Annotated in this window: 28 protein-coding genes and 2 pseudogenes; 14 read left to right on the forward strand and 16 right to left on the reverse strand. The window is 71.2% G+C overall.

Annotation, left to right across the window (positions count from 1 at the left end; translation table 11 throughout):
• From TR46_RS24410 to TR46_RS24425, 4 genes are all read right to left on the reverse strand, one after another.
• A partial coding sequence (locus tag TR46_RS24410) for a DMT family transporter (protein WP_042404985.1) occupies nt 1–846 on the reverse strand: 846 nt, incomplete at its 3' end.
• A 184-nt stretch (nt 847–1,030) separates the two neighbouring features.
• Nucleotides 1,031–2,182 carry an MFS transporter gene (locus TR46_RS24415; RefSeq protein ID WP_042404987.1) on the reverse strand — a complete coding sequence of 384 codons (1,152 nt, stop codon included), beginning with the start codon at nt 2,180–2,182 and terminating at the stop codon, nt 1,031–1,033.
• 73 nt (nt 2,183–2,255) lie between these two features.
• Nucleotides 2,256–3,230, reverse strand: a complete 975-nt coding sequence (locus TR46_RS24420) for a M56 family metallopeptidase (RefSeq protein ID WP_152626655.1) — start codon at nt 3,228–3,230, stop codon at nt 2,256–2,258.
• 5 nt (nt 3,231–3,235) lie between these two features.
• On the reverse strand, nt 3,236–3,631 hold the full coding sequence (locus TR46_RS24425) for a BlaI/MecI/CopY family transcriptional regulator (protein WP_236655476.1): 396 nt from the start codon (nt 3,629–3,631) through the stop codon (nt 3,236–3,238).
• Between the two features lie 228 nt (nt 3,632–3,859).
• Here TR46_RS24425 and TR46_RS24430 point away from each other — a divergent pair, with 228 nt between their 5' ends.
• The 8 genes from TR46_RS24430 to TR46_RS24460 all read left to right on the forward strand — a co-directional run bounded on the left by TR46_RS24430 (nt 3,860) and on the right by TR46_RS24460 (nt 8,724).
• Entirely contained in the window at nt 3,860–4,504 is a 645-nt protein-coding gene (locus TR46_RS24430; protein WP_042404898.1) for a phosphatase PAP2 family protein, read from the forward strand.
• Nucleotides 4,505–4,517: 13 nt separating this feature from the next.
• Complete coding sequence (locus TR46_RS24435; protein ID WP_042404900.1) at nt 4,518–5,186, forward strand: DedA family protein; 669 nt, start codon at nt 4,518–4,520, stop codon at nt 5,184–5,186.
• Between the two features lie 68 nt (nt 5,187–5,254).
• Nucleotides 5,255–5,419: a hypothetical protein gene (locus TR46_RS42530; RefSeq protein WP_161790187.1), complete on the forward strand. Its 165-nt coding sequence runs from the start codon at nt 5,255–5,257 to the stop codon at nt 5,417–5,419.
• 62 nt (nt 5,420–5,481) lie between these two features.
• Nucleotides 5,482–6,111, forward strand: a complete 630-nt coding sequence (locus tag TR46_RS24440; RefSeq protein WP_042404903.1) for a DedA family protein — start codon at nt 5,482–5,484, stop codon at nt 6,109–6,111.
• Nucleotides 6,108–6,374: a hypothetical protein gene (locus TR46_RS24445; RefSeq protein ID WP_042404905.1), complete on the forward strand. Its 267-nt coding sequence runs from the start codon at nt 6,108–6,110 to the stop codon at nt 6,372–6,374. The genes TR46_RS24440 and TR46_RS24445 overlap by 4 nt, the downstream gene beginning before the upstream one ends.
• A gap of 132 nt (nt 6,375–6,506) precedes the next feature.
• On the forward strand, nt 6,507–7,106 hold the full coding sequence (locus TR46_RS24450; protein ID WP_042404907.1) for a cation efflux transmembrane domain-containing protein: 600 nt from the start codon (nt 6,507–6,509) through the stop codon (nt 7,104–7,106).
• Nucleotides 7,107–7,341: 235 nt separating this feature from the next.
• A complete protein-coding gene (locus tag TR46_RS44530) occupies nt 7,342–8,268 on the forward strand; it encodes a recombinase family protein (protein ID WP_236655477.1) in 927 nt (308 codons plus the stop codon).
• Between the two features lie 93 nt (nt 8,269–8,361).
• Nucleotides 8,362–8,724, forward strand: coding sequence for a DUF6221 family protein (locus tag TR46_RS24460; protein WP_042404908.1), 363 nt, complete (start codon nt 8,362–8,364; stop codon nt 8,722–8,724).
• Between the two features lie 7 nt (nt 8,725–8,731).
• Here the strand turns inward: TR46_RS24460 and TR46_RS24465 are convergent, their stop codons facing one another.
• Nucleotides 8,732–9,232: a hypothetical protein gene (locus TR46_RS24465; protein ID WP_042404910.1), complete on the reverse strand. Its 501-nt coding sequence runs from the start codon at nt 9,230–9,232 to the stop codon at nt 8,732–8,734.
• Nucleotides 9,233–9,503: 271 nt separating this feature from the next.
• Between TR46_RS24465 and TR46_RS24470 the strand changes: the two genes are divergently transcribed.
• Nucleotides 9,504–9,977: a pyridoxamine 5'-phosphate oxidase family protein gene (locus TR46_RS24470; RefSeq protein ID WP_042404912.1), complete on the forward strand. Its 474-nt coding sequence runs from the start codon at nt 9,504–9,506 to the stop codon at nt 9,975–9,977.
• A gap of 395 nt (nt 9,978–10,372) precedes the next feature.
• Here the strand turns inward: TR46_RS24470 and TR46_RS24475 are convergent, their stop codons facing one another.
• Together TR46_RS24475 and TR46_RS24480 are read right to left on the reverse strand one after the other, a co-directional pair.
• Nucleotides 10,373–11,242 carry a class I SAM-dependent methyltransferase gene (locus tag TR46_RS24475; protein ID WP_042404914.1) on the reverse strand — a complete coding sequence of 290 codons (870 nt, stop codon included), beginning with the start codon at nt 11,240–11,242 and terminating at the stop codon, nt 10,373–10,375.
• 389 nt (nt 11,243–11,631) lie between these two features.
• Entirely contained in the window at nt 11,632–12,024 is a 393-nt protein-coding gene (locus TR46_RS24480; protein WP_042404916.1) for an SCO5389 family protein, read from the reverse strand.
• Nucleotides 12,025–12,658: 634 nt separating this feature from the next.
• On the opposite strand from TR46_RS24480, the gene TR46_RS24485 reads away from it, so the two are divergent.
• A complete protein-coding gene (locus TR46_RS24485; protein ID WP_236655478.1) occupies nt 12,659–15,028 on the forward strand; it encodes a SpoIIE family protein phosphatase in 2,370 nt (789 codons plus the stop codon).
• A gap of 215 nt (nt 15,029–15,243) precedes the next feature.
• Here the strand turns inward: TR46_RS24485 and TR46_RS24490 are convergent, their stop codons facing one another.
• The 3 genes and pseudogenes from TR46_RS24490 to TR46_RS24495 form a co-directional block, all read right to left on the reverse strand.
• Entirely contained in the window at nt 15,244–15,591 is a 348-nt protein-coding gene (locus tag TR46_RS24490; protein ID WP_042404920.1) for an NUDIX hydrolase, read from the reverse strand.
• A 144-nt stretch (nt 15,592–15,735) separates the two neighbouring features.
• Nucleotides 15,736–15,957, reverse strand: a complete 222-nt coding sequence (locus tag TR46_RS44535; protein ID WP_084718884.1) for a DUF397 domain-containing protein — start codon at nt 15,955–15,957, stop codon at nt 15,736–15,738.
• Between the two features lie 82 nt (nt 15,958–16,039).
• Nucleotides 16,040–16,792: pseudogene (locus tag TR46_RS24495) on the reverse strand (helix-turn-helix domain-containing protein); the annotation flags it as partial.
• A 530-nt stretch (nt 16,793–17,322) separates the two neighbouring features.
• Here TR46_RS24495 and TR46_RS24500 point away from each other — a divergent pair.
• The 4 genes from TR46_RS24500 (at nt 17,323) to TR46_RS24515 (ending at nt 19,984) form a co-directional block, all read left to right on the forward strand.
• Nucleotides 17,323–17,562, forward strand: coding sequence for a hypothetical protein (locus TR46_RS24500; protein ID WP_439654388.1), 240 nt, complete (start codon nt 17,323–17,325; stop codon nt 17,560–17,562).
• Nucleotides 17,562–17,801, forward strand: a complete 240-nt coding sequence (locus tag TR46_RS45590; RefSeq protein ID WP_042404925.1) for a DUF7848 domain-containing protein — start codon at nt 17,562–17,564, stop codon at nt 17,799–17,801. Before TR46_RS24500 ends, TR46_RS45590 begins: the two co-directional genes overlap by 1 nt.
• A gap of 499 nt (nt 17,802–18,300) precedes the next feature.
• Complete coding sequence (locus TR46_RS24510) at nt 18,301–18,660, forward strand: hypothetical protein (protein ID WP_042404928.1); 360 nt, start codon at nt 18,301–18,303, stop codon at nt 18,658–18,660.
• Between the two features lie 121 nt (nt 18,661–18,781).
• Nucleotides 18,782–19,984: a UDP-N-acetylglucosamine--N-acetylmuramyl-(pentapeptide) pyrophosphoryl-undecaprenol N-acetylglucosamine transferase gene (locus tag TR46_RS24515; RefSeq protein ID WP_042404929.1), complete on the forward strand. Its 1,203-nt coding sequence runs from the start codon at nt 18,782–18,784 to the stop codon at nt 19,982–19,984.
• 22 nt (nt 19,985–20,006) lie between these two features.
• On the opposite strand, the gene TR46_RS24520 is transcribed toward TR46_RS24515, so the two are convergent.
• The 6 genes and pseudogenes from TR46_RS24520 to TR46_RS42540 all read right to left on the reverse strand — a co-directional run.
• A complete protein-coding gene (locus TR46_RS24520) occupies nt 20,007–21,140 on the reverse strand; it encodes a DegT/DnrJ/EryC1/StrS family aminotransferase (RefSeq protein WP_042404931.1) in 1,134 nt (377 codons plus the stop codon).
• Nucleotides 21,137–22,363, reverse strand: a complete 1,227-nt coding sequence (locus tag TR46_RS39875; RefSeq protein ID WP_084718887.1) for an ATP-grasp domain-containing protein — start codon at nt 22,361–22,363, stop codon at nt 21,137–21,139. The genes TR46_RS24520 and TR46_RS39875 overlap by 4 nt, the downstream gene beginning before the upstream one ends.
• Complete coding sequence (gene rfbB, locus TR46_RS24535; protein WP_042405001.1) at nt 22,356–23,333, reverse strand: dTDP-glucose 4,6-dehydratase; 978 nt, start codon at nt 23,331–23,333, stop codon at nt 22,356–22,358. The genes TR46_RS39875 and rfbB overlap by 8 nt, the downstream gene beginning before the upstream one ends.
• A gap of 170 nt (nt 23,334–23,503) precedes the next feature.
• A complete protein-coding gene (locus TR46_RS24540) occupies nt 23,504–24,259 on the reverse strand; it encodes a GntR family transcriptional regulator (RefSeq protein WP_042404933.1) in 756 nt (251 codons plus the stop codon).
• A 7-nt stretch (nt 24,260–24,266) separates the two neighbouring features.
• Entirely contained in the window at nt 24,267–24,671 is a 405-nt protein-coding gene (locus tag TR46_RS45125) for a DUF4244 domain-containing protein (RefSeq protein ID WP_042404935.1), read from the reverse strand.
• A 52-nt stretch (nt 24,672–24,723) separates the two neighbouring features.
• A pseudogene (locus tag TR46_RS42540) lies at nt 24,724–24,929 on the reverse strand (type II secretion system F family protein); the annotation flags it as partial.

The following is a 24,929-nucleotide window of genomic DNA, read 5'->3' on the forward strand; positions in this document are numbered from 1 at the left end:
GGGGCGGTGGCGGGTGATCGTGATCGCGGTCAGGATGAGGGCGGTGCCGGCGGCCAGGCGCGGGGTGAGGGGTTCGGCGAGTTCGGCGATGCTGGCGGTGACGCCGACCAGGGGGATGAGGTAGGTGGACAGGGATGCGGTGGTGGGGCCCAGGCGTTCGATGTTGCGGTAGTTGAGGAGTTGGGCGGCTCCGGTGCACACGGTGCCGAGCAGGACGAGGCTGGCCAGGCGGGCCGGGGTGAGGTCCAGGCGGGTGGTGGCCAGTTCGGAGCCGGCCAGGGGCAGCAGGAGGACGGCGGCGGTCAGCTGAACCCCGGCGGCGACCTGCAGGGGTGCGAGGTGGGCGAGGTGGCGGCGCAGGTAGGTGTAGCCCAGGCCGTAGCTGGCCGAGGAGGCCAGGACGGCCAGGGCCCCGGTCCAGGAGACGGCGTCCAGGCAGCCGGTGGTGAAACCGGACAGGACCGCGATGCCGAGCAGTCCGGCGGCCAGGGCCGCGGCGTGGCTCCACCGAAGCTTCTGGCCCAGCAGCAGCGCGGCCCAGGCGGCGGTGCACAGCGGGATGGTGGCGTGCAGCACGGCGGTCAGTTCGGAGGTGACGCGCTGCTCGCCCCAGGCGGTCAGGGTGAAGGGGACCACCGCCAGGGTCAGCGCGAGGACGGTGAGGTGGCCCAGGTCGCGGGCCCGGGGCAGGCGGTGGCCGCGCAGGAGCAGGGCGGGCAGCAGGACCGCGGCGCCGAGTGCGACCCGGGCGAAGGCGACCGTGTCCGGTGGGACTCCCGGCAGTGCGATCTTGATCAGTACGGAGGAGCACCCCCACAGCAGTGACACCGCGACCAGCCCGAGCATGCCCTCCCCTTCCCCTTTCGGCGCTCCCCCGACGGGGGTGATCGTGGCGGGCGGGCAGGACCGGGCGGGGGAGGAAACGCCGGGGCGGGCCTGATTTCACCCGTACGGGTTCGCCTCGGTGCGGGCCTGGGCCGGTGGGGCAGGCGATGTGCCCCGGGCGTCCTGCGGGCGCGGATGGTGAGGACTACCGCTGGGGCGGCGTGGGTGGTGGGGCGGTGGTGGGGCGGGTCAGGGGGAGGACGGCGGTGGCGGTCAGGGCGGCGAGTGCGGCGAAGCCGCAGGTGAGGGTGGTTGCCGCGGCGACTGCGGCGACGAGCATGGGGCCGCCTGCGTCGCCGAGTTCGCGGCCGAGTTCGGCGGCGCCCATGGTCTGCCCCAGGCGCTCGGGCGGCGATCCGGCGGCGAGCGCGGCGAAGCCGAGGGGGGTGATCAGGCCGGTTCCGGTTCCGATCAGGACCGCGGCGAGTAGGACGCCGGGCAGTCCGGGGAGCATCGCTGCGGCGAGTCCGGCGGCGGTGATGGCCAGTCCGGTGCCGATTCCGGTGCTGGTGGTGAGGCGTCCGGTGTCCAGGGCGGCTCCGGCGCGGGGTTGGACGAGGGCTGTGGTGGCCGCGAGCAGGGAGACGGCGGCTCCGGTGGCCAGGGGGCCCAGGTGGGCGGCGGCTCCGGCCACGGGCAGGAAGCCCACGCCGACCGACAGGGCGGCCGTGGCGGCGGCCAGGGCTGCGGTCGGGCGCAGGAAGCTGCCCTGGCGAAGGCGCCGGGCCAGGTCCAGGACGTTCTGCCGCCGGCGCGGCAGCGGGGGCACGGCGGGGACGGCGAGGACGGCCCAGCAGGCCACGGTGGCGGCCAGAGCGGTCATGGCGGTGAACAGCAGGGGCAGGCCGCCCAGTGCGACCAGGGCTCCGCCGAGCAGGGGGCCGGCGGTGTAGCCCAGGCTCTTGTAGAAGCCGTAGGAGCCGAACGCGCGTCCGCGTTTGGCGGCCGGGTGGAGGCGGGCGACCAGGGTGGAGGCGGCGGGGGAGAACGCGGAGGCCGCCGCGCCCTGTCCTAGGCGGGCGGCCCACAGCTGTGAGGTGTCGTGGGCCAGGGCGAATATCAGTGAGAACGCGGCGAAGGCGGCCAGGCCGCCGAGCAGGACCGGGCGGGCGCCGAACTTGTCGGCCAGGGTGCCGAAGACGGGTTTGAGGAGGACCTCGGCGCCGTCGTACAGGGCGAGCAGGCCGCCCAGCACGAGCAGCGAGTCGTGGTGACCTGCGGTGAAGCGGCCCAGGTTGGCGGCGACCGCGTGGGCGCCGAAGGCGGTGGTGAACCCGGCCGCGTACAGCGGCCACAGCCGCGCGGCCACCACCCGCCCGGAACCGGCGGGGGTGTCCGGGGTCACCGTTCGGCCTGGCGGGTGGTGTTCATCAGGCTCCGGCGATTTTGAGGAGAAGGTGGAAGTCGTGGGCGGCGGCGAACGCGCACAGGCCGCTGGCGGCCACCGCGAAGGCGGTCGCCGCCAGCGGGACCAGGGACCAGTCCAGTGCGGGTAGTGGGCCGCTCGGTAGGGGTGGGGCGAGGAGGGCGGCGACGCGGCGCGGGACGGGCCCGGCGGTGGCCAGGGCGTCGCGCCGCCATCCCAGCAGGCCAAGTGCTGCGGCCGGCAGGTGCCGGCGGCTGGGGGTGTGCCGGGTGGCCAGGGCGGCTTTGCCGACGGCACGGGCGACCTGGCGGCGGTCGCCGCAGGCGCTGGCGGCGTTCTCGTCGGCCCAGCGCTCCACGGTGTAGGCCACCGCCTCGGCCATCGGCCGCAGCAGCGGGTTCGCGGCGGCGGCCAGGTGGGTCGCGGCCACGAACGCGTAGTGATGGCCGCTCAGGTGCGCGCGTTCGTGTGCGAGCATCGCTTCGCGGTCATTCTCGTCCAGGGCCTGGAGCATGCCGGTGGAGACCACGATCCGGCCCGGCAGGCCGGGCAGCGCGTAGGCGTCGGGCTCGGGGTCCTCCACGACCACGACCTGGTCCAGACCCGGCAGGCACGCGGCCTCAGTGCCGGCTGAGACCAGGGCCCGCGTCCGGCGCCACAGCATCCGCCCCGCCGCGTACCCGGCGACCGCCAGGAGCAGGCCGGCGGTGGCGGCTTCGGTCCAGGTGACGGGGTCGCCCGCGCGCACCGCGGCCCCGGACCAGTGGCCCGCCCAGGCCGCCAGGGAGAGCCGGATCAGTCCGGCCCCGGCCAGGATGCCCAGGGCGGCGGAGCTCAGCGAGGCCAGCGCGAGCGCGCAGGCGGTCAGCAGCCAGGTCGCCGCCCGCGGGTCCAGCCGCGCGGCCAGCGGGCGGGCCGCCAGTGCCGCCGGGACCGGGAACAGCAGCGCAAGGTAGGGCAGCAGGTGCAGGACGGTCACCCAGGTCACCGGCCCTCGGGCAGGTCGGCGCCCAGCAGGTGGCGAAGCAGTTGCTCGTCACCGGCGGGCAGACAGTCCACGAAGCGGGTCAGCACCGCCTCGCGGTCGGAGTCGGACTCCAGGACCTGGCGCATGCGCCGGGCGGTCAGCCCGTGGCTGTCGGCGACCGGGGTGTAGGCGTACGCGCGGCCCCGCTTGGTGCGGGTCAGCAGCCCCTTGTCATGCATGCGCGACAGCACGGTGACCACCGTGCTGTAGGCCAGCGAGCCGCCCAGATTCTCCAGGACATCGCCGGGGGTCAGCGCGGTCCGGCTGGCCTGCAGCCAGGCCAGCACCTCGCCCTCCAGTGCGCCGACCGGCCTGCGCGCGCCGACGACGCCCGGCGTGTCCGCGGTGTCCACCGGTTGGCTCCCCTGCATTCATCGTCTACAGTCCTGTAGAACTTCTACGTACTCGTAGAAGCAGAGTGTGCCACGCCCCCGGCGTGCCGCGCACCACCCCCGAGCCCCGCCCGCTGGAACCGTGCGCGCATCCGTGAGCTTCTACATAGCTGTAGATGTTACCGTCCGCTCCGGCACCATCCGACCACCCCTGCCCCAGCCCTGCCGACCCGGAGAGATCCCCGCCTGATGACAGTCCACCCCGCACTCCAGCTCGCCTTCAACGGCTCGGGCATCGACGGCTCGCTGTTCACCAGCATCACGAACTTCGCCCGCGACACCAAGTGGCTCAACACCCCCGTCGCCCTGTGGACCAACGCCGGGCTCGGAGTCTTCGCGGTGCTCATGCTGATGGGCTGGTGGAACGCGCGGCGCCGCGACACCCGGACGATGACCCTGGCGCTGGCCACGCCGGTCGCCGTCGTGGTGGCGTTCGCGGTCGCCGAGGTGGCCAAGAAACTGGTGGCCGAGGTCCGCCCCTGCTACTCGCTGCCGCACGACTACTTCGTCGGCGCCTGCCCAGCGCCCAGCGACTACGCCTTCCCCAGCGGCCACACCACCGTCGCCGCCGCAACCGTCGCCGCCCTGTTCCTCCTCGACCGACGCCTGAGTGCCATCGCTGCCGCGTTCGCCCTGCTGGAGGGCTTCACCCGGGTCTACGTCGGCGCCCACTACCCCCACGACGTCATCGGCGCCGCCCTGATCGCCCTGCCCCTCGCCTACCTGGCCAGCCTGGTCCTTGGCCGGATCGCCGTACCGCTGGTGGCGCGCCTGCGCACCGGCGTCCTTCAACCCGTACTGACCGCCACCCCGGCCGCGCACGCGGCACCCTGACCGGGACCACGCGATGACCGCGCCGCCCCCGCTGCCCGGTGTCCTGGGCGACCTGGCCCCGCTGCTCGACCACTGGGGCTACCTCGCGGTCGCCTTCCTGGTCTTCGTCGAGGACTTCGGCATCCCGGTGCCGGGCGAGACCGTGATGATCGCCGCCGCCGTCTACGCCGGCACCGGCCGGCTGAACATCCTCGCGGTCGCGATCATCGCAGTGCTTGCGGCGATACTGGGCGACAACGTCGGCTACGCCATCGGCCGCTTCGGCGGCCACCGCCTGATCGAACGCTACGGCCGCTACATCCTGCTCACCCCCGCACGGGTCGCCAGGGCCGAGGCGTTCTTCACCCGCCACGGCGGCAAAATCGTCGTGGCCGCCCGCTTCATCGAAGGCCTGCGCCAGGCCAACGGCATCATCGCCGGCCTTGCCGAGATGCCCTGGCGCCGCTTCCTGGCCTTCAACGCCCTGGGCGCCGCCCTGTGGGTCGGCGCCTGGGTCACCCTCGGCGACCTCGCCGGCCAGCACCTGGACACCCTCTACCCCGCCATCCAGCGCTACGAGCTCTACCTCCTGGCCGTCCCCGCCGTGGCGGCCGCCGCTCTCACCGCCCGCCACCTGCGCCACCGCCGCCACCCCGGCAAGCCCGGCGAGGACACCCCGACACCGAAGCAGCCGCAGCCCTGACCGGCAAGCCCGCGCAGCACGCCGCCACCGCCCTCGCCAACGGCTACGGCGCCCTGCTCGACCAGGCCGTGCTCACGCTCCCGCCCCTCGCCACCATCCTGCTCGCAGCCCTGCTCCTCTCACCCGCCCTGCGCCGCCGCATCGGCCCGGGACGCACCTTCGCCGCGATCTGCTTCATCCTGCCCCTGGCCACCACCTACGCGGCCATCCTCGCCACCGGGCACAACCGGTGACCACCCGACACCACCCGACCCGCCCCGCACCCCGAAGCCCTGACCGGAACGGACCCAGCCCCGTGCAGCACTTCATCGCCAGCTACGGCGTCATCGCCGTGTTCCTGCTGATGACCGCGGAATCCGCGTGCATCCCCATCCCCTCCGAACTGGTCATGCTCTTCGGCGGAGCCCTGTCGGCCGGAGCCGTCCCCGGCGCCCACCCCGCCCTGGTATGGATCTTCACAGCCGGAGTCGCGGGCAACCTGACCGGCAGCTACCTCGCCTGGGCCGTGGGCCGCTACGCTGGCCCGGCCGCCGTACACCGCTGGGGCCGCTACGTGTGGCTCAGCGCGCATGACCTGGACCGCGCGCAGGACTGGTTCACCCGCCACGGCGCCGCCTCGGTGTTCCTGGGCCGCATGATCCCCGTCGTGCGCACCTTCATCTCCCTGCCCGCCGGGATCGCCGCCATGCCCCCACTGCTCTTCGGCCTCTACACCACCGCCGGCTGCGTCCCGTTCATCGCCGTCCTGGCCACGGTCGGAAACTCCGTCGGCTCGCACTGGCAGACCATCGCCGACGACTTCCACGGCCCCACCTACGCCATCGCCGCCCTCATCGCCGCAGCCCTCGCCCTGGCCGCGGTCCTGCACGGCCGCCGGCACCGCAACCAGCCCCGCCACACCACAACGACCACCACCCGCCCGTGACCGGGGCCAGGAGGCAGGACGCACCGCGGACCAGGCCCACCAGCGCCCCGCCCCACGACTCCGCGACACCAGGCCCGCTCGGGCCAGGTCCGCGCCGCCGCGACCCGCGCCCAGGGGATCCCGCCCCGCGCGGGGCGCGCGCCGCCGCGATACGCGCCGGGCAACTCCTCGTCCTGGTCCTGGTCACCACGCCGATCGCCCTTGTCCTGACCGGCATCGCCCTGGGCCTGGTCGCCGTGGTGTACACCCTGCTGGCTGGCTGACCCCTCGACCGCACCCCCAGCCCGTGCCCTCGCGCCCTCGACCCCGCGGCCCGAGCGCGGCGTCCGGCTTCGCGGACCGTCCCACTGACGCCCCCCACCCGCTCGCCCCGTTGGGCCTGGGAGACTTCCGGGGTGAACACCTCGAAGGAGACCGCCCGCACGTCCCTCCTCCGCCGGGGCTTCGCCCTGGAGTACGCCACGCTCGCCTGGAATGTGGTCGGCATCGTCGTACTGGCCGTGGCGGCGCTCTCGGCCCGTTCAGTGGCGCTGGCCGGGTTCGGCTTGGACTCGCTGATCGAGATCGGCGCCTCAACGGTGGTGATCTGGGAGCTGTCCGCAACCGGCGAGGACCGCCAGCGGCGGGCGCTGCGGTTGATCGGCGGGGCGTTCGCAGTGCTGGCCGTGTACCTCTCGGTGCAGTCCATCGTGGTCTTGGCCGCCGGCTACCACCCGCATCACTCGGTGCTGGGCATCGTGTGGACCGCGATCACCGCCGTGGTCATGTTCGCCCTCGCCGCGGGCAAGGCCCGCACCGGCGCGGCACTGGACAACCCGGTATTGAAGACCGAGGGCCAGGTCACGTTCATCGACGGCCTGCTGGCCGCCGCCGTCCTGGTCGGCCTCGCGGCCAATGCCCTGTTCGGAATTTGGTGGGCCGATCCGTGGGCTGGGCTCGTCATCGTCTACTACGCCGTCCGCGAGGCACGAGAGACCTTCTCCGGCGAGCACTGAATCCCGGTCGCCGTCGCGGACGCCGCGTGATGATCGTCTGCGTGCCGGGTCGAATGCCGAGTGGGGGCGGAATCAGTCGATTCAGCCCCCACTCGGCAATCCGTTGCCAGGAGATGGACGCATCTGGACATTTGGGACGTCGATCCAATCGGGTTCGCTTCAGGTTTGCGCCTCCCCATTCCGCCCCCTATGGTCATGGTCCGGGCCGCTGGAACCATGAAGGTGGGGACGAGACGTGACGGACCGTCTGTATCTGCGGCATTCCACGGATAAGCAGACCAATGCCCGCCAACTACATGCTCTGGACAGTCTGCTCAAATCCGGCGCACTCAAGTACGAGGACCCGGCCACCTCGTCCCGCGTCTACGCGATCGACCGGACCGGGTTCCGCCGACTGCTGGACGAGGCGGCCGTCGGCGACACCATCCGGGTCGCGGACGCCGCGCGGCTGTTCCGCTCGACCAAGGACGTCATCCAGATCCGCGAAGTCCTCCTGCGGCGCGGCCTGCACCTGCACATCGCCACCGGCGCGTGGTCCGGCTTCGACCTGGCCGGCGAGGACCCGCAGACGAAGCTGTTCGTCACGATGCTCGCCGGGGTCCTGGAGTTCCAGCGCGACATGATCTCGGAGAACACCAAGGAGGGCGTGGCCGCCGCGGCGGCCTCCGGCAAGATCCTGGGCCGCCCGGCCTCGCTGACCGGGGACCGGGCGACCGAGGCCGTCGAGGCGTACCGCGCGGGCGCCACCGTGAAGGGCCTCGCCCGAAAGTACGGCGTCTCGCCCAAGACGATCCGGCGCGCGCTCGACGCCGCCGGCGCCCGCAACATCCCCGACGCTCCCGAAATCCTGGACGCCACCGCCGGCGCGGAGTTCGCGCAGCAGATGCCCGAGCCCGGCACGGCGGCGGTGCTCGACGTGCCCGGCCTGCTCGCCGAGCACCTTCAGAGCACCGAGGACGCCTCCGTTCGCGGGGCTCTGCGCGGTGGCCGGGTCATCCGCCGCGGGCAGGGCTACTCAATGCGCGTCACTGCCCCGCTCGCGTTCCACCAGGCCGCGCTTGCGCAGTGCGCCGCCCTCGCAGGGGAGGGCTCCACCCCGGCCGGGCGCAAGGCGTACCGCGCCTACGCCGACCGGATCGCCGGGGCCACGCCGACATCATGAACTGGCCGTGCCGTTGAAGGTGCATCACCGCAGGTCAGGGGTTATCCGTTGTTTTTGCGGCGATTACTACTGGGAGGCCGGTTGGGAGGACGGATGCAGGGATATGCGGGTGCGGGCGAACTGGTCGCTTTTGTGGCGGCGCGTCTGGTGGAGGCTGAAGCGCAGGCTGAGCTGTTTCATGAGCTGACCTGCACCGTTGTCACCGCCCTGGGCGAGGGGCCCCCGCGCTTGGACGGTCGTCCGCGCTGCCGCTGTCCGGCCCGGGCCCAGCTGGTCGCCCGCGCCCACGCACTGCAGCGGGTCCTGCGCGACTGCGAACAGCGGATCCACCAAGATGACCCCCAGGATCCGAGCTGGCCGCTCGGCCCGATCTTCGCCGAAGTCTCCGTTCGTGCCCTCGCCCTGCCCTATGAACTGCATCCGCAGTGGCGGGAGGAGTGGCGGCCCGTGAGGTGACGCACGCTCAGGCCAAGGGCCCGGCGGCAGCGGGATCAGGGGTACGCATCGCGCCGGCGGGCCACAGGACCTCGACCGCCACCCCGCTGGTGAGGGCGAAGGCGACCAGGTGTGCGGTGGCGTCCGCGCCGTCGGACGGGGAACCGTCCCACACGGCCAGCACCCGCCGGCAGGACGCGATCAGGCGTTCCTCCGCGCTGATGCGGGCACCGCGGTCGGCCCCGTCCCACGGCACCAGCCGCACCTGCCCGGCCAGCATGATCAGCTCCCCGGCCGCAGCCCGGTCCCGCCCGTCCAGCAGCGCGGGCACCCCGCGCTGGGTGGGCAGCAGCAGCACCAGCGGCAGTCCGGCCCGGTGCACCGCGCGCCCGAACACCAGCGGCAGCCCGGCCCCGGCCGGCACCAGCGCGAGGGACGGTTCGCACCGCTCCACCGCGGCCACGAGCTCGGCGGCGACCAGTTCCAGAGTGTCGGCGGTCAGGTCCGCGTGTCCCACGGCCGCGATCACCTTGGGGTCCCGTCCCCCGCCATCCGCGCCTCCCTGCCCGTCGTGTCCGTTGGTCAGGTCGGCCGCTTTGGGCGGCCGACCTGCGAAGACGAGTAAACCGGTCCCTGATCGTGGGGCAGAAGGGCCGAACGGCCCTTGCGCGGTGCCATTCGGACCCCGTCTACTGAGCTGACCACCGACCCGGCGGGACCCGCACGCCCGGCCCCGCGCAGGTCCCGCCCGCACGAAGGAACCACACGCCGATGCCCGACCAGCTGACCCGTGGTGCCCGGTGAGCGAGGAGCCCGTCCGGCACCCGATCACGGCCCGCTCCCAGGACGCGGACGCCCCGGCCCGGCCGCGCCGCACCGTTGAACTGAACCGGGCCCAGTGCCTGCGGCTGCTGGGCGGCGTCTCGCTGGGGCGGATCGTGTTCACCCAGCACGCGCTGCCCGCGATCCGCCCGGTCAACCACATCGTGGTCGACGGCGACATCATCGTCCGCACCCACCAGGGTGCCGCGCTGGCCGCCCACGTCCAGGGCATCCCCGTCCCCGGGGCGGTGGTCGCCTACGAGGCCGACATCATCGACCCGGACACCCACCTCGGGTGGAGCGTGGTGGCCACCGGCTATGCCCGCCTGGTCACCGACCCGGCCGAACTCGCCCAATACCAGGGGCGCCTGCAGCCCTGGGTGGACCAGGCCATGGATCATGCCGTGCGGATCCACCCCGAAGTGATCACCGGCATCCAGCTCACGGCCTGACCTTGGAACCAGCCGCCACCGATTCCCTAGTCCCCGCGCGGCAGCCGTCCGGGGCCGACCGCACTACGCCCGGACCCAACACAACACCAGCCCGCGCTGACGGAGCCGGGTCCACCCAAGCCGAGCCTGTCAGGGACATCGGCCGGAGAGGACCCGGTAAGGGATCGGCGTGATTTCCCCACTCAGCCCGTCCGGGCTCAGCGACGAGCACAGACTAGACATGGAACACGAATGGGCCGAGCCCGACGACGAAGCCGTCAGCGCGGCAGGCTTTGACGGCTTCCTCGCCGGGACGATCTGGGACACCTGTGGTGGATTGTGCCGGATGCCGTATTCGATGCGGTCCGCGCGCTCGGCTGACCAGCGGCCCTGGGGGCGTCGACGCTGCTGCGCTGCTACTGGCGGAAAGTGTCGGGGCCGTCGCGTTGCGCGGTGACCAGCCAGGCCGCTGCGCCCAGGAGTATCCCTTCCGGGGCCTGGTAGTGGTCTAGTGCGCAGGTCAGGGCGGTGAGCATGCGAGCTCTGGTGTCCTGGGCTGCGGATGTGAGGGCCGCGTGCATGAGGGGTGCGTCCAGTAGGTAGCCGGCCACGTCTGCGGCGTCGGTGCCCATCTGTATCGGTGTGTCGACCGGTTCGATCCGAACCTGCGTGAAGCCCGTGCTGGTGAGCAGTTCCCTGGTTCCTTCGGGGTCGGCGAGGCGGAAGGGGCCCGGTGTGCTCGGTGTGGCGGGGCGGGGCAGGTGGGCGTGGCGGGCGATGGCCGTGGCGGGGACTGTGAGGAATTCGTTGTCTGCCGGGGCGCGCCAGCACAGGAATGCCAGTCGGCCTCCGGGGCGCAGGGCTCGGGCGATCTTGGTGAACGCGGTCTGCGGGTCGGCGAAGAACATCACCCCGAAGCGGCTGAGCGCGATGTCGAACCCGCTCTCGGGTAACGAGCGCAGTTGCATATCGGCCTGCTCGAAGCGGATCCGGCCCTGTCCCTGGCACTCGGGCTGGCGGCGGGCCTGTTCCAGCATCACGGCGGACAGGTCAAGGCCCAGTGCTTGACTGCGGTCCGCGCGCTGCGCGGCGAGCACGGTGGTGCGCCCGCACCCGCAGCCGATATCGAGCACCCGACTGTCGGGCGCGATCCGCGCCGCGTCCAGCAGAGTCACGGTCAGTTGCCGGAACATCGCCTCGTGGCGTTCCAGGTGCCTCACCCAGTACCGGCCCTCCTCGCCGTTCCACGCCCGCACCTGGTCGGCGTTGGCGTCGGCGAAGACCACCGCTTGGCGATGCTGCGGATCACCGCTCCCGCTGTGCACTACAAGGCCCCTGCCGCTCGCTCGTCGCTCGTGGGGGTCCAGTCTGCCGCGCGCTGACGTGCGCGCCAATACCCAGCTGGTGCTGGTGCCGTGGTCGGCCACTGGCAGCGGGTGCCGCGCCCTGGGTCGGCATGACGCGGTGGAACGGGACGGCGGCCTCCGCGATTGGTCCTGCGGGGGCCGCCGTGGGTGCTGCTCCCGCACGGGGGAATGGGGAGCAGGGACACCGTGGGTGCCACCCTAGGGCAAAGTCCGGGTGTTTGCCTAGGTATGTCCAGGTGGTGCGCCGCTGCCCCTGCCTCCAGTACATCGACGCTGCCCTGTGGCCGGGCGGCCCTGGGGGCGGGGGTTCAGCAGTCGCGCAGTTCCAGGGACTGGTTGAGGATCTGTGCGCGTGGTGAGCTGAAGCGCAGATGCGCTTCAGCTGCTCCGGGGACGGGGGCGAAGACCGCGACGCGGTGGCAGTTCTGGAAGGCGAGTTTGAGCCCGAAGTGCTGTTGCAGGGCCGCGCGGATGCTGTCGCTGGCCAGGGCGCGCAGGAGTTGGCCCCGTGCCTGTTCGTCGGGTGGGGGGACGTCGTTGGCGGCGAAGGCCCTCCCGTCCAGGGCGACCGTGTCGGCCAGGGAGGCGATCAGGTTCCAGGCGTAGGGCAGCGATGTGCGCACGCAGTCGAGGAACGCCTGCTCGTCGACATCGCCTCGCTCGGCTTGGGCGAGCAGGTCGGGCGGGACGTCGAGGGACATCGGTGATCCTCCTGAAGGGCTTCACTGGTGCGCACCACACGGGGGATCTCCTCCACCAGGGGTGCGCTGGACGCGGCGCGGGCATGCGAACGGGCCGCCGCACACGGAGGCGACCCGGCTGATGACATGTACAGGAAGATTTCTACTCTTCGCCAACTATGCGTGTCTACAGGTCGGTTTCGGCCGGTACTGGCCGGAAGGCTCCCCTGAGCGCTGCGCGTACGGCGGGCAGGTCGGCCGTGTCCATGATCCGGCGCGGCCGCCTGTCGAACGGCGGATCGTTCCCTGCGCGGACCGCGTCCACGATGCACGCTGCCCTGCTCGGGGTGTACGCGGGTAACGCGCGAAGAACCCGTTTGGGCCTGACCGGTGTCCGCCGCATGTGGGGACGTGCCGCACCTTCATCAGCCGCGTTCTCGTGCTGTGTGCGCAGGCCAGGAGGGCATTGAGTGCAATTGGGGCATCGTAGAGGCCCGGCCCGGGGAGGAAGGCGGCTGAGGAATCTGGGGCCGGTGGGCGGGCCGGGGCGAGGATAGGGTTGGGAAGCGAGTGAGTGATGGGATGGTGGGAGATGACTGCCTCCACGGGACCCGGAAGAGGGATGCCAGCAAAGTGCCAGGTCAGGACCTCTGGCGTGGCGGCGTTGCTGGACGATGCCGGCGTTGTCCTCGGCTGGAGTGCCGGGGCTGAGCAGTTCCTGGGGTACGAGGCCGCGGCAGTGGTAGGGCATCCCGGCGTTGGTTTCCTGTCCTTCCCCTGCGGATTCGCGGGGGTGGCCCGGCGGTGTCGCGTGGACGGCTACTGGTGCGGCCCGCTCGGTCTGCGGCACCGGGACGGGCACGAGATCTCCGCGGAGGTGGCCATCGAGGCCTTTCGCGGGTCCGCTGACCGCGTGTACTGGCTCGTCGCCGCCGGGGGCGAGGAGCGCTCGCCTGGTCCGGTGCGGCCCGAGGGCTCGTTGCTCGAAGAGTTCTTGGCGCGTTCACCGGTGGGGATGGCCATTCTGGACCGCGACCTGCGCTACGTGTGGGTCAACGGCGCACTGGAGCACCAGGCGGGCGCCGCGCGCGAGCACCGGCTGGGGTCACGCCCCGGCGCGGGGCTCCCCCACGGGGAGGCCAGGGTCGAGCGGGCCCGGTTGCGCGGCGTGCTGGAGACCGGGGAGCCGGTGACCGCTCACTTGTACCGCGGTCATCTGGTTGCGGACCCGGGCCGCGAGCATACTTTCACCGCATCCGCCTTCCGTCTCGATGGTCCCGGCGGGCAGGCGGCGGGTCTGGGCTACGTGGTCCTCGACGTCACCGAGCAGCGGCGGGCCAGGCATCGCCTGGGGGTCCTGAACGAGGCCAGTGCCAGGATCGGTAGCACCCTGGATGTCATGCGCACCGCCCAGGAGCTTGCTGAGGTCGCGGTCCCGTGCCTGGCCGACTTCGTGATGGTCGACCTTCTGGAGTCCGTGCTGCGCGGAGAGGAGCCCGACCCCGGGGACGCCGCGGGGAGCGAGGCGCTCATCCGGGCCGGCCAGCAGTCCGTGCGGGAAGGCTGCCCGGAGGCAGTGGTGAGGGTGGGCGAGGCCTCGCGCTACCACCGGGATCACCCGATCGTGCGCAGCCTGAAGGAGGGGCGCACCACGTTGACGCCCCGCTTCGACGCCCGTGCGAGTTCCTGGGTGCTCAAGGATCCGGCCCGGGGTGCGAAAGTGCGTGCGTTCGTTCTGCGTTCGGCCATGGTGGTGCCGGTGTGCGCCAGGGGAGTGACCCTGGGGGTTGCCACGTTCATGCGCTGGCAGACCGCGGACCCCTTCGAGCACGACGACCTCCTCCTCGCCCAGGAGTTCGTCGCCCGAGCGGCAGTCTGCCTGGACAACGCGCGCCGCTACACGCGCGAGCACCACACAGCCCTACGGCTACAGCACAGCCTCCTACCGCACCACTTGCCCAACGACGCCACCCTGGAGGTCGCCTCACGCTACTTGCCGGCCCCCGCGATGCGGGGCGTGGGGGGAGACTGGTTCGACGTCATCCCGCTACCCGGGGCCCGCACCGCCCTGGTCGTAGGCGCAGTCGTGGGACACGGCATCCACGCAGCCGCAGCGATGGGGCGACTGCGCACCGCGGTGGACACCCTCGCCGCCTTGGACCTGCCCCCCGAGGAACTCCTGGCCCACCTGGACGACGTCGTTCGCCACCACGCCCAACACGCCCCACCGAGCACGGGCGCCGCAGAGGGGACCAGCGTCGGCGCCACCTGCCTCTACCTGGTCTACGACCCCACCACCGGCCGCTGCACCATGGCCGCCGCCGGCCACCCCGCACCCGCCATCACCACCCCCGACGGCACCCTGACCTTCCCCGACCTGCCCCAGAGCCCCGCACTCGGCCTGGGCACCGGACCCTTCGAAGCCACCGACCTCCTCCTGCCCGAAGGGACCCTGATCGCCCTCTACACCGAGGGCCTGATCAAAGACAGAGACCCCCGAACCTGCCGTACCCGCCTACAAGCCGCTCTCGCCGAACCCCAGCGTCCGCTCGAGGACCTCTCCCACGACATCATCGACACGCTCCTGCCCACACCGCAGAGCGACGACGCCGCCTTCCTCCTCGCCCGCACCCACATGCTGCACCCCCACCAGATCGCCTCCTGGAACATACCCGCCGACCCCGCCCACGTCGCCCGTGCCCGCGCCCTGACCACCCGCCAACTCGATATTTGGGGGCTGCGGGAACTGTGCTTCAGCACGGAACTCATCGTCAGTGAACTTGTCACCAACGCGATCCGACACGCGAAGGCCCCCATCCAACTTCGCCTGATCCACCACCACAGACTGATCTGCGAGGTCTCCGACGCCAGCAGCAGCGCGCCTCACCTGCGCCATGCCCGCACAACCGACGAAGGCGGACGCGGCCTCTTCCTCATCGCCCAACTCAGCCAACGCTGGGGAACCCGCCACACCACCACCGGCAAGACCATCTGGACAGAACAAGAGCTACCCCCACCTGCCTGACGGATCACACCCGAGTCGTGTCAACGATCACGCCGGCTCCCGGTCCCGGCTCCGAAGCAGGGACCCGGGGGCGGGAGGGACTGCGTTGACGACCGGCTGGTCACCCGGTTCGCAGGCTGTGGGTTCCTCGCGGCGCTGCCCGAACGGTCCCCAGTCACCGTGGGCACTCGCGCCCACCCGCGGGGAACCCTTCATCCGGTACGAGGCGCAGTAGATCACCGGAGGTCCCCTGACGTCGCCGCGGCGGCGCTCGTGGTGTCCGATGCCGCAGTGCACGGCGCAGGGCGCAGGTCGTAGAGGCTCTTCAGCAGCGGTCGGATCGCGGGGACGACGCCCAGGTCCTCCGCTTCGCTGCCGCTCCACCAGCGGTGCCCGGCCCACGACCGCGGTGCCTGGCCGGGGTCCAGCACCACCTCGAAGGCGTAGTGGCGGGTATCGCCGAGCACACTGGTGGCTGCTCCGCGGAACCGGACCGCGGTCGCAGTGATGAGCAGGTCCTGCCCGCACAACCGGTCAAGGGCGTCCTGGATCAGCTCTCCGGGCCGCACCGACGCGGTGGGCACCGTCCAATAGCCCGGCCCCAATTGTGCGCCGCGATGCTTGACCAGCAAGAGAGCCGGCCACGCAGCTCACTAGCCCACCGGCTATGGAGCAAGAAGCCCCCCAGGCCAACAGATGCTGGGGGGCCCTGCAATGCTGTGGGTTGGCTAGACGGTATGGAAGTCGCCCGCTACCGTCGCGCGGACGAAGGCCGAGAAGGCATCGGCAGTGAAGACGAGTGTCGGCCCTTCCGGGTCCTTCGAGTCACGCACGGGGACGGCTCCGGGGATGAAGCCTGGGGCCACTTCGATGCAGTCGCCGCCGTTGGTCCCGCTGTAGCTGGACTTGCGCCACGGTGCCGCGCTCAGATCGTGAGGTGTCGTTGTCATGGTGCTTATGCCCTTCCCTTGCGTCTCTGATCCAGGCGATTGACTCGCGGGATGAGAGTGCATCCGCCCGGAGCAGATCATAGGTCCGCCTGTGCTTGGTGATGACAAGCGGATCATCGCTCAAGTGCCCCCGGTCCAGCGACTCTGAATAGACCCACTGTGCCTGGTCCGGCATGGTGATCAACGTCATTGAAGTGTCTGGGGGCTGTAGGTCTGACAGCTCGTCGGGTGCGACCTGGATGCGGATGTTCGGCAGGGTGGCGACCATGAGCAGGTGGTCAAGTTGGCTGCGCAGGACTGCGGGGCCACCCACCTGCCGCCGAAGGCATACCTCGTCCAGGACGACGACAAGGTGGGGCCCATCCGTCTGCAGGAAGCGCTCTTGTCGACTGAGGCGAGCAGAAACGCGCTCTTCGACAAGGTCGCTGTCGATGCCGACTTCACGGGAAAGCAGCACGCGCGCGTAGTCCTCCGTCTGCAACAAGCCTGGAATCCAGCCAGTTTGGTAGACGTCCAGGGCGACGGCAACGGCGTCCATGTCCGCGCGCTGCTGGAACCATCCGGGGTGATCAACGATCGGATGCCAGTTGGTGTCATCCCACATGTCGGTGAACAGAGAACCGGTGCTGAGTGCCTGATCGCACTCCGCCGCGAAGGCACGGGTGGGCTGTCGTCGGCCAGCCTCGATCTTCGTGATCTGCGATCTGTCGCAGTGGATGTGCTGGGCAAGGTCGGCTGCTGTGAGTCCCGACCTATCCCGGCATCGGCGAAGCACACGTCCGAAGCCTTCGGCCGCAGTGTCAGCCTGACCTAACGTGCCGGTCCGTACAGCCACTCAACTCTCCTATCGCACATGTGACCTGACGGGCAATCGCCAGGGGACAAGTTCTCCTGTCCCCCATTTCATCCTGTCCCCGCCCTCAAGGTGGGGCAATCCTTGGAACACGGACGGTCACAAGGCAATCCGTCCAGGTGAGTGACGGGATGAACCCAAAGTGGATCAAGAGGCGCAAGTGCCGACGAAGGTAGGCAGCACGGCCGACGATGAGGCCAACGAAACGCAAGATTCGACTTTCGTAGCGTTCCCGATGGGACCAGCGAACATCGGCCCGTTCATGGCCGGATCGGGTCCGGTCGTTGCCCGTTGGCGGGCAGAGCGGTGACAACCACGAAGGCAGGGCACGACGCTGCGGTTGAGGCGAAGGAAGCCCTATCCGCAGCACTCAAGGCCGCAGGCATCACCTTGCCGTCGGTGACGGTAGACGTTGCCACCGGATACAACGGTGTTGTCCTTGTCTCGCTCGGACGAGTCCGCCCCGACGTGGTCCAGAGACTTGCCGCCGTGATCCTCAAGGGGGCAGGGGAGTGACCGCGATGGAAGCCGAAGCCCCGGTGTACGCCGTCGGCGACCTCGTCCACGACACGAAGCGCGACCGCATCGGCACCTTCCAGGGGGCATGGTGCGGGCGCATGTACCTGCGCCCTGTGGCCGGCGGCGGCGAGTGGGAGGCCGAGCCCGACGACGTCAGGCCCGCCGACGAGAAGGACCGGCTTCGGGCACGGGTCGCCGAAGCCAACGATACGTCACGCTACGGGCGGCACTGATGGGCACCACGACAACGATGCGGTTCCGGAACTACGAGATCAAACCTGACCCCACCGGACAGGTCAGAGTCAGCATGGCCTGTGTCAGCGACGAAGTGTGCACCGAGGCGTCCGGCCAGCAGAGCGAGCCGGAGGCGGTTAGCAGGTGGGCGGCACGGCACATGTTGGAGACCGGCCACAGTCAGTTCCGACGCCGCTACTCCGACCGGGTCCAAGTGGAAGCGGGGGAGTGGCAGTGACCACCGCAACAGACCTCGCTGTCCCCGGCATCGCGGCATGGGCGCGAGGGGAGATACCCGATCCGCCGACGGATGACGACGGCAACGCCTGGACGCACGGCAAGTGCTGGCTCTACTGCCAGAAGGACACGGGCGTGATGTGGATCGGACCGGCGATGGTTGCCGGCGTCCACGCCGCGATGTACGCGTGCGCCACCTGCATAGGCCGACTTCATGACCTCGTCTGGGAATCCAAATACCTAGCCGACCGGTCAGCCCGACCTGCCATCAGCACGACCCCTGCCGAAAGCCCTGTAGAGCCGACTGCCGACCGCGCTCGCTCCGGTCAGCACCGTGCGCGCTCCAGGCGTTTTCGACTCCGCTAAGCCCCCGCTCCGGTCCGGCTACGGCTCCCCCGGCCACGGACCGGAGCGGGTACCAACGTCCGCCCCAGCTACCTAACTTACGCGTCAGCGGTAGTCGGGGCGGACTCCATGGGCGACGACGAAGTGAGACACAGATGACCATCATCGCCCGCATCACGAGCCCTTCCGGGACGAGCCCGCGCAGAGACCGCCTCGCCGGCCGGAACTTCCTGGAAGGCCCGGCACTCACGCCGGCCGACCTACCCATGGTCCTAGGTCTGCTCGCCGAGCAATTGCGGGACACCCCCGACATCCAGGTGCGGGAAGCGTCGCACGGTGGGCGGATCGTGCGCCGGGGCCAAGGCCGCACCGTGCGGATCGCCGCCGGGGGCGCCGTCCGCCAGGCCGTGCTCGGCCAGTGCGCCGCCCTCGCGGCAGTGGGCACGGGTACAGCCGGGCGCAAAGCGTACCGTGCGTACGCCGATCGGATCATCTCGGCGGCGCAGGCGTGCTGACTGAAACGCGTCGTGCCGGGTTCGGCGACAGCCGAAGAGGATCAGCGGAACCTGCTAGCGTCCGGAGCAGCCTGCTAGCTCCGCGGCAGGCTGACGGTTCGTCTGATCAGGAGTCCTGTTCATGAGTGTCGAGCGCCCCAGCCAGCAGCAGCCCGCATCGCAGGTGGCGTTGCGGCTGATCGTCTCGGGGGGTGGGACCGGCGGCCACACCTACCCCGCGCTGACCACGGTTCGGGCCCTGCGCCATCGGCTGGCGGCCGAGGACCGGGGCCTGGACGTGCTGTGGGTGGGTACCGCAGACAGTCTGGAGGAGCGGGTCGCCACTGGCGAGGGGATCGCCTTCGCGCCGGTCGCCACGGGCAAGATTCGCCGTTCCAGCAACCCGCTGAAGATGGTCTCGGCAGCGAATGTCCGAGACATGGGTCGGGTACCGCTTGGCGCGGCGCAGGCCCGCTCGATCGTCTCCGACTTCCGTCCCGACGTGGTGCTGGCCACCGGCGGATACGTCGCCGTGCCGGTCGGACTGGCGGCCAAAATGTGCGGGCGCCCCTTGGTCGTCCACGAGCAGACGGTGCGGCTCGGGCTGGCCAACAAAGCCCTGGCGCGGGTGGCGGCGCGGTTCGCCGTCTCCTCGCCGTCCACGATCGAGCTACTTCCGGAGTCTGCCCGCCGCACCGCGGTGGTCACCGGCAACCCGGTCCGCCCGGAGCTGCTGACCGGGCACAGAGACAGGGCCGTGCCAGCGCTGGGGCTGCACGGCTTCGATCCGTCGCTGCCGTGCGTCTACATCACCGGCGGCGCCCAGGGGTCGGTGCAGATCAACACCTTGATCCAGGAGAACCTGCCCTGGCTGCTGACCCATGCCAACGTGATCCACCAGTGCGGGCCGGTGTCCCTGCAAACGCTGCGGGCCGTTGCGGCGGCGCTACCGCCAGAGCTGGGGGCCCGGTACCACCTGACGGAGTTCGTTGGCCCGGAGCTGGCGGACGTGCTGGCGCTGACGGATGTGGTGGTCTCGCGCAGCGGAGCGGGCACGATCGCGGAGATCACCGCGCTGGGGAAGGCGTCCGTGCTTATTCCGCTGGCCAGCTCGGCGGGCAACGAGCAGGCCCACAACGCCGGCCACCTCGACCAGGCCGGGGCGGCCATCGCACTGCTGGGGGACGTCACCGCGCAGCGGCTGCAGGCGGCGGTGGCGCCGCTGCTGGCCGATCCGGCCCTGCGGGACCGGATCGCCGAGCAGGCGCGTGCTCACGGCCGACCGGACGCAGCAGAGCGGTTGGTGGACCTGCTGCTCGCCGCGGCCGCCGGGAGCGCTAGTTAGGGCAGGTGCAGGTCTAGCAGCCTCATGACCGGACTCTGGTGGTCAGGACGTGCCGGAGTGCGGTGACGACCTGGTCGACGTCGTCCTGGGTCATGTGCTGGTGGAAGGGCAGGCTGAGGATCTCCCGTCCGAGGCGTTCGGTGGCGGGCAGCGGCCGGTGCCAGCGGGCGAACGCGGGCTGCAGGTGGTTGGGCGGGTAGTGGACGCCGACCCCGATGCCGCTCGCCTTCAGCGCGTGGAAGACCTTGTCCCGGCCGGGGATGCGAATCTGGCACAGGTGGGGCACTGAGCGGTCCGCGTCGACGTCGACCAGGGCGACCTCCTCGATGTCGGTCAGCGCGTCACGGTAGGCTGACCACAGGGTGCGGCGGGCCTGTTCGGTGGTAGTGAAGCGGGGCAGTTGGGCCAGGCCGATGGCGGCGTTGATCGCCGACATCTGGTAGCGCAGCCCGTAGCCGTCGACCTGGTAGCCGGTCAGGGTGGCGCGCTCGGCCTGCGACTGGACCACCCCGAGCAGGCGGAACCGGCGGACATCCTCGGCCTCACGCGGGGTGCGGGGGATCACGATGCCGCCCTGACCGCAGGTCAGGTTCTTGATCGGGCCGAAGGAGAAGCACGTCAGATCCCCGGTCGCCCCGACGCGGCCGTTCGGACCGTGGGAGCCGAAGGCGTGCGCCGCGTCCTCGACCACGACGATGCCGCGCTCGGCCAGGACCGCCTGGACGGGGGTGAGGTCGACGGCCCGGCCGCCGAACAGCACTGGCACCACCGCACGGGTGGCCGGGGTCAGGGCGTCGCGCACGATCTCGTGGTCCAGGCACAGCGTGCGGGGGTCGACCTCGACGAAGCGGGGCTCGGCGCCGACGGCCAGGACCGCCTGGACGGTGGCGCAGAACGTCAGGGACGGCACGATGACCTCGTCGCCGGGGCCGATGCCGGCGGCGGTCAGGGCCGTGTGCAGGGCGGCGGTGCCGGAGGTGACCGCCACCGCGTCCGGCACCCCGAGGAAGGCTGCGACCTGGCGCTCGAACTCCTCGGTCACCTCGTTGTGGCCGTACTGGCCGTCGGCCAGCACCCGGGCCACCGCCTCGGCCTCGGCCCCGTACAGGTACGGGCTGGCGTTGCGTGCGGCGTCGGGCCTCGAAAGGGTGGTCATGATGCCTCCCGGATCGGTCGGATGATGGGTCGGAGCAGGGAGCTGGCCTTGTCCAGGGCCGCGGAAACATCTGCGGGCGAGCGTCCGGCGGCGGTGATCATGCCGATCTTGTGTCCGGACTGGTCATGCGGGTGCACCGGGTCTCCGGGCTGGGCGTACAGCTCGATGCCGGTGATGCCGGGGACGTTGCGGGCCTCGGCGGCACCCTGCCACGCGGTCAGCTCGCCTTCCCGCCTGAGGGGGGAGCCGAGGAGTTCCACCGCCGCGTGCGCGTCGCGCGTCGGCGTCAGATATGCGTCGGACGGCTCGCCGAGCGCGAGGGCGATGAGCGCGCCCACGACGTTGACGCCCAAGGCGGCCTCGTGCAGCCGCGGGATGCTGTCCCCGCTCAGGCGCGGGTTGGATTCGATGACGCGCCCCTGGCCGTCCTCGCCCAGGACGAGGTCGAAGTTCGCGGGCCCGTCAACGATGCCCAAAGCGCTGCACAGCCGCTCGGCGACGCCTTCAAGGTGCTGGTGCTGCGCCGGGGAGAGCTGCGCCGTGCTGATCCGCCGCACGACGCTCTTCCCGGGCACCAGGGTCTGGTCCTTGACGCAGGTCATGATCGACCTGCCGTCGCGCAGGAACAGGTCGATGGTCAGCTGCCGCCCGGGGAGGAACTCCTCGGCGAGCACGGTCCCGGAGACGGAGTAGGCGCGCGCTCGGGCGATGGCTGCAGGCAGGCCGTCAGGGTGGAGGACGCGGGTGATGCCCTTGCTGCCCGATCCGTCCACCGGCTTGACCATGAGCGGGAAGCGCAGCCGGGCCGCCTTCGCGGCGACTTCTTCCGGGTCGCTGGATGCGGTCCACCCGTACCCGGCGACACCGCAGGATGCGACGACCTGGTGGAAGGCGGCCTTGTCGAGACCCGCCAAGGCCGCCTCGGGGTACACGTAAGGCATGCCGTAGCGCAGGCCCAGGACGCGCCAGGCGGGCAGCGCGGCGTCGGTCGCGCCGGCCACGATCCCCGCAGGCCGCGTGTCGCCCAGCGCGTCGGCGATGGCTCCCGCGTCCCGGGTGGAGACCGTCATGGCCGCGTCGGCGAAGCCGAACGCGGGCGCGTCCGCCCGCATGTCGACAGCGATGGTCGAGATTCCCCGGCGTGCGGCCTCCTGGTAGAGGGGGATGTGCTCCTCCGACGCGCCGAGTACGAGCAGCGCGTTCGGCGGCCAATTCTCAGGCATGCTGCGTCTCCTTGCGTAGGAGGGGAGCCCAGCGGTCCGGGTTGTGCCGGTACCAGTCGGCGGTCTGCGCCAGGCCCTGGTCCAGGTCGTGGACCGGCCGGTAGCCCAGGGCTGCGATCTTGGACCAGTCCATCGCGTAGCGGATGTCGTTGCTGGCCCGGTCCGGGATGTAGCGCACGCGGTCCCAGCTGGCACCGAATAGCGCCAGGATCCGGGAGGTCAGCTCACTGCTCGTCAGGTCGGTGCCGCCGCCGATGTTGTAGACCTCGCCCGGCACCCCGTCGCGCAGGACCCGTTCGATGCCCTGGCAGTTGTCCTCCACATGGAGCCAGTTGCGCAGGTGCTGCCCCTGCCCGTGCAAGGTGACCTGATGCCCCTTGAGTAGGCGGGTGATGAACAGCGGAATGATCTTCTCGGGGTGTTGGCGGGGGCCGTAGTTGTTGGAGGAGCGCGTCACGCACACCGGCACGCCGAAGGTCTGGAAGAACGAGAGCGCGACCAGGTCGCTGGCCGCCTTGGACGCGGCGTAGGGGACGGTGGGCCGCAGCGGCGCGTCCTCGTCGGCCTGCCCGCTGGCCAGGGGCCCGTACACCTCGTCGGTGGAGACGTGGACGAAGCGGAGCACGCCGGCTCCCCTGGCCGCGGCCAGCAGGGTGTGGGTGCCCAGGACGTTGGTGGACAGGAAGTTCCCGGCCTCGTAGAAGGAGCGGTCCACGTGCGACTCGGCCGCGAAGTGCACGACAGCGGTGTGCTCGCGGGTCAGGAGGCCGACCAGGCGGGCGTCCAGGATGTTCCCGGGCACGAACGTCAGCTTCGGCGAGAGCATCGCCTCGCCCAGGTTCTCCACGTTCCCGGCGTAGGTCAGCGCGTCCAGGACGGTGACCTGGTCGACGTCGTCGCAGGCGAGAAGGCGGCGTACGAAGTGGGAGCCGATGAAGCCGGCCCCGCCGGTCACCAGCACCCGCGCCATCGCGGCGCGCTCGGGGCGGGGGTCCAGGGGGGCGGGGTTGACGGGTGTGTTCACGGGCGGCCTCCAAGAGGGCGGCGCGCCCGACCGGCGCGCAAAGTTCCTTAAGGAACTTTCCCGCTAGTTCCTTAGGGAAGTCAACGCCTCGGTGCAGGTTGTTCCAACCCCTTGCGTCACGCTGGGAACTCCCACTCCATCAGGTAACGGGAGGCATCCAGCGTCATCTCGTTGACCTCCACCGGGACGCCGTCCCGGGCGAACGCGAACCGCGCGATCAGCACCACCGGCGTTCCCGCCCCCAGCGCCAAAGCCAGCGCCTCCTCCGGCAGCGGCATCCGCACCCGGACCTGCTCGCGGAAGTCCGTCGGTGCCCACCCCAGCTCCGCCAGCCGGGCGTAGGTGCCGCCGGGACCGCTGTCCAAACGGGTAATCGCCGACCCGGCCACCATCTCGGCCGGCAGGTAGGAGGTTGCCAGCATCACCGGCGCGCCTTCCACCAGGTAGCGCCGGTCCCGCACCCACACCGGTGCCCCCTCCTCCAGGCCCAGCGCCCCGGCGATACGGCCAGGGCAGGGCCGCTGGTCCACGCTCGCGCTGTCCACCGCCATCGGCCGCTGGTCTAGATCCGCCTGCCAGACGGAACGCCCACTGCCCCACTGCTCCGCAGACAGCCGCCTGCCCGCCTGCCGCAGGATCGGCCGAAAGGACCGCACTCTGGTCCCCGAACCACGCCGCGCCTCCGTCAGCCCCTCCGCCGCCAGCACCGCCAACGCCCGCCGCGCCGTCTCCGCCGCCACCTCATACTGCTCCACCAGCACGTTCTCACTCGGCACCACTGCCCCCGGCGGAAGGTCCCCGTCGAGGATGCGGCGGCGCAGGTCATCGGCGATACGGCGGTACGGCGGGGTCGGCACGGCTCCTCCAGGCATCAGTTCCCTAAGGAAGCCAACCTAGAGCACCGCACCCGTCCCCGTCCGCCCCAGGAGCCCCGTGTCCAGCCCAATGGAACCGGCACTGGACCTCAAGCGACCCGGTCCTGCTCGTCCCAGGAAGTAACCTACTTTCAGGGTGTGTTTGCGCGGCGAAGCCGCAGGCCGCGACCGTGCCCACGGCGTACTCGGCCGTGGTCATCCCGGCGTCCGGGCCCCGTCTGGCCACGCGTTGCCGCAGCCGGTGCGCCCCGCAGAGCAACCAGGCCTGACCCACCGCCACGGCGAGCAGCAGCAGCGCCCGGCCCCGGCGCAGGCAGTAGCCGACGACGGGTGCGGACGGGGAGTCCGCGGTGTCGAGGAGCAGGTCGAAGTCGGGCTGACGAGTGGTCAAGGCAACGGTGTCGCTCATGGGTTTCTCTCCTTGTGCAATTGAGAAATGAAGAATTGACGGCACGTCATGGTCAGATCCGGAGCAGGAAGCTGCCCGCCAGGCCGGTCACCACCGGCACCACCCCGACCAGGACGAAGGCCGGCAGGAAGCACAGCCCCAGCGGGGCCGCGGCCAGCACCCCGGCTCTGCGCACCCGCCCCTGCGCGGCGGTGGCCGCCGCGGCCCGGCTGCCCTCGGCGAGTCTGGCCAGGCCGGCGGCCGGCGGCGCGCCGCTGG

The organism is Streptacidiphilus carbonis, assembly GCF_000787775.1.
Lineage (GTDB): Bacteria > Actinomycetota > Actinomycetes > Streptomycetales > Streptomycetaceae > Streptacidiphilus > Streptacidiphilus carbonis.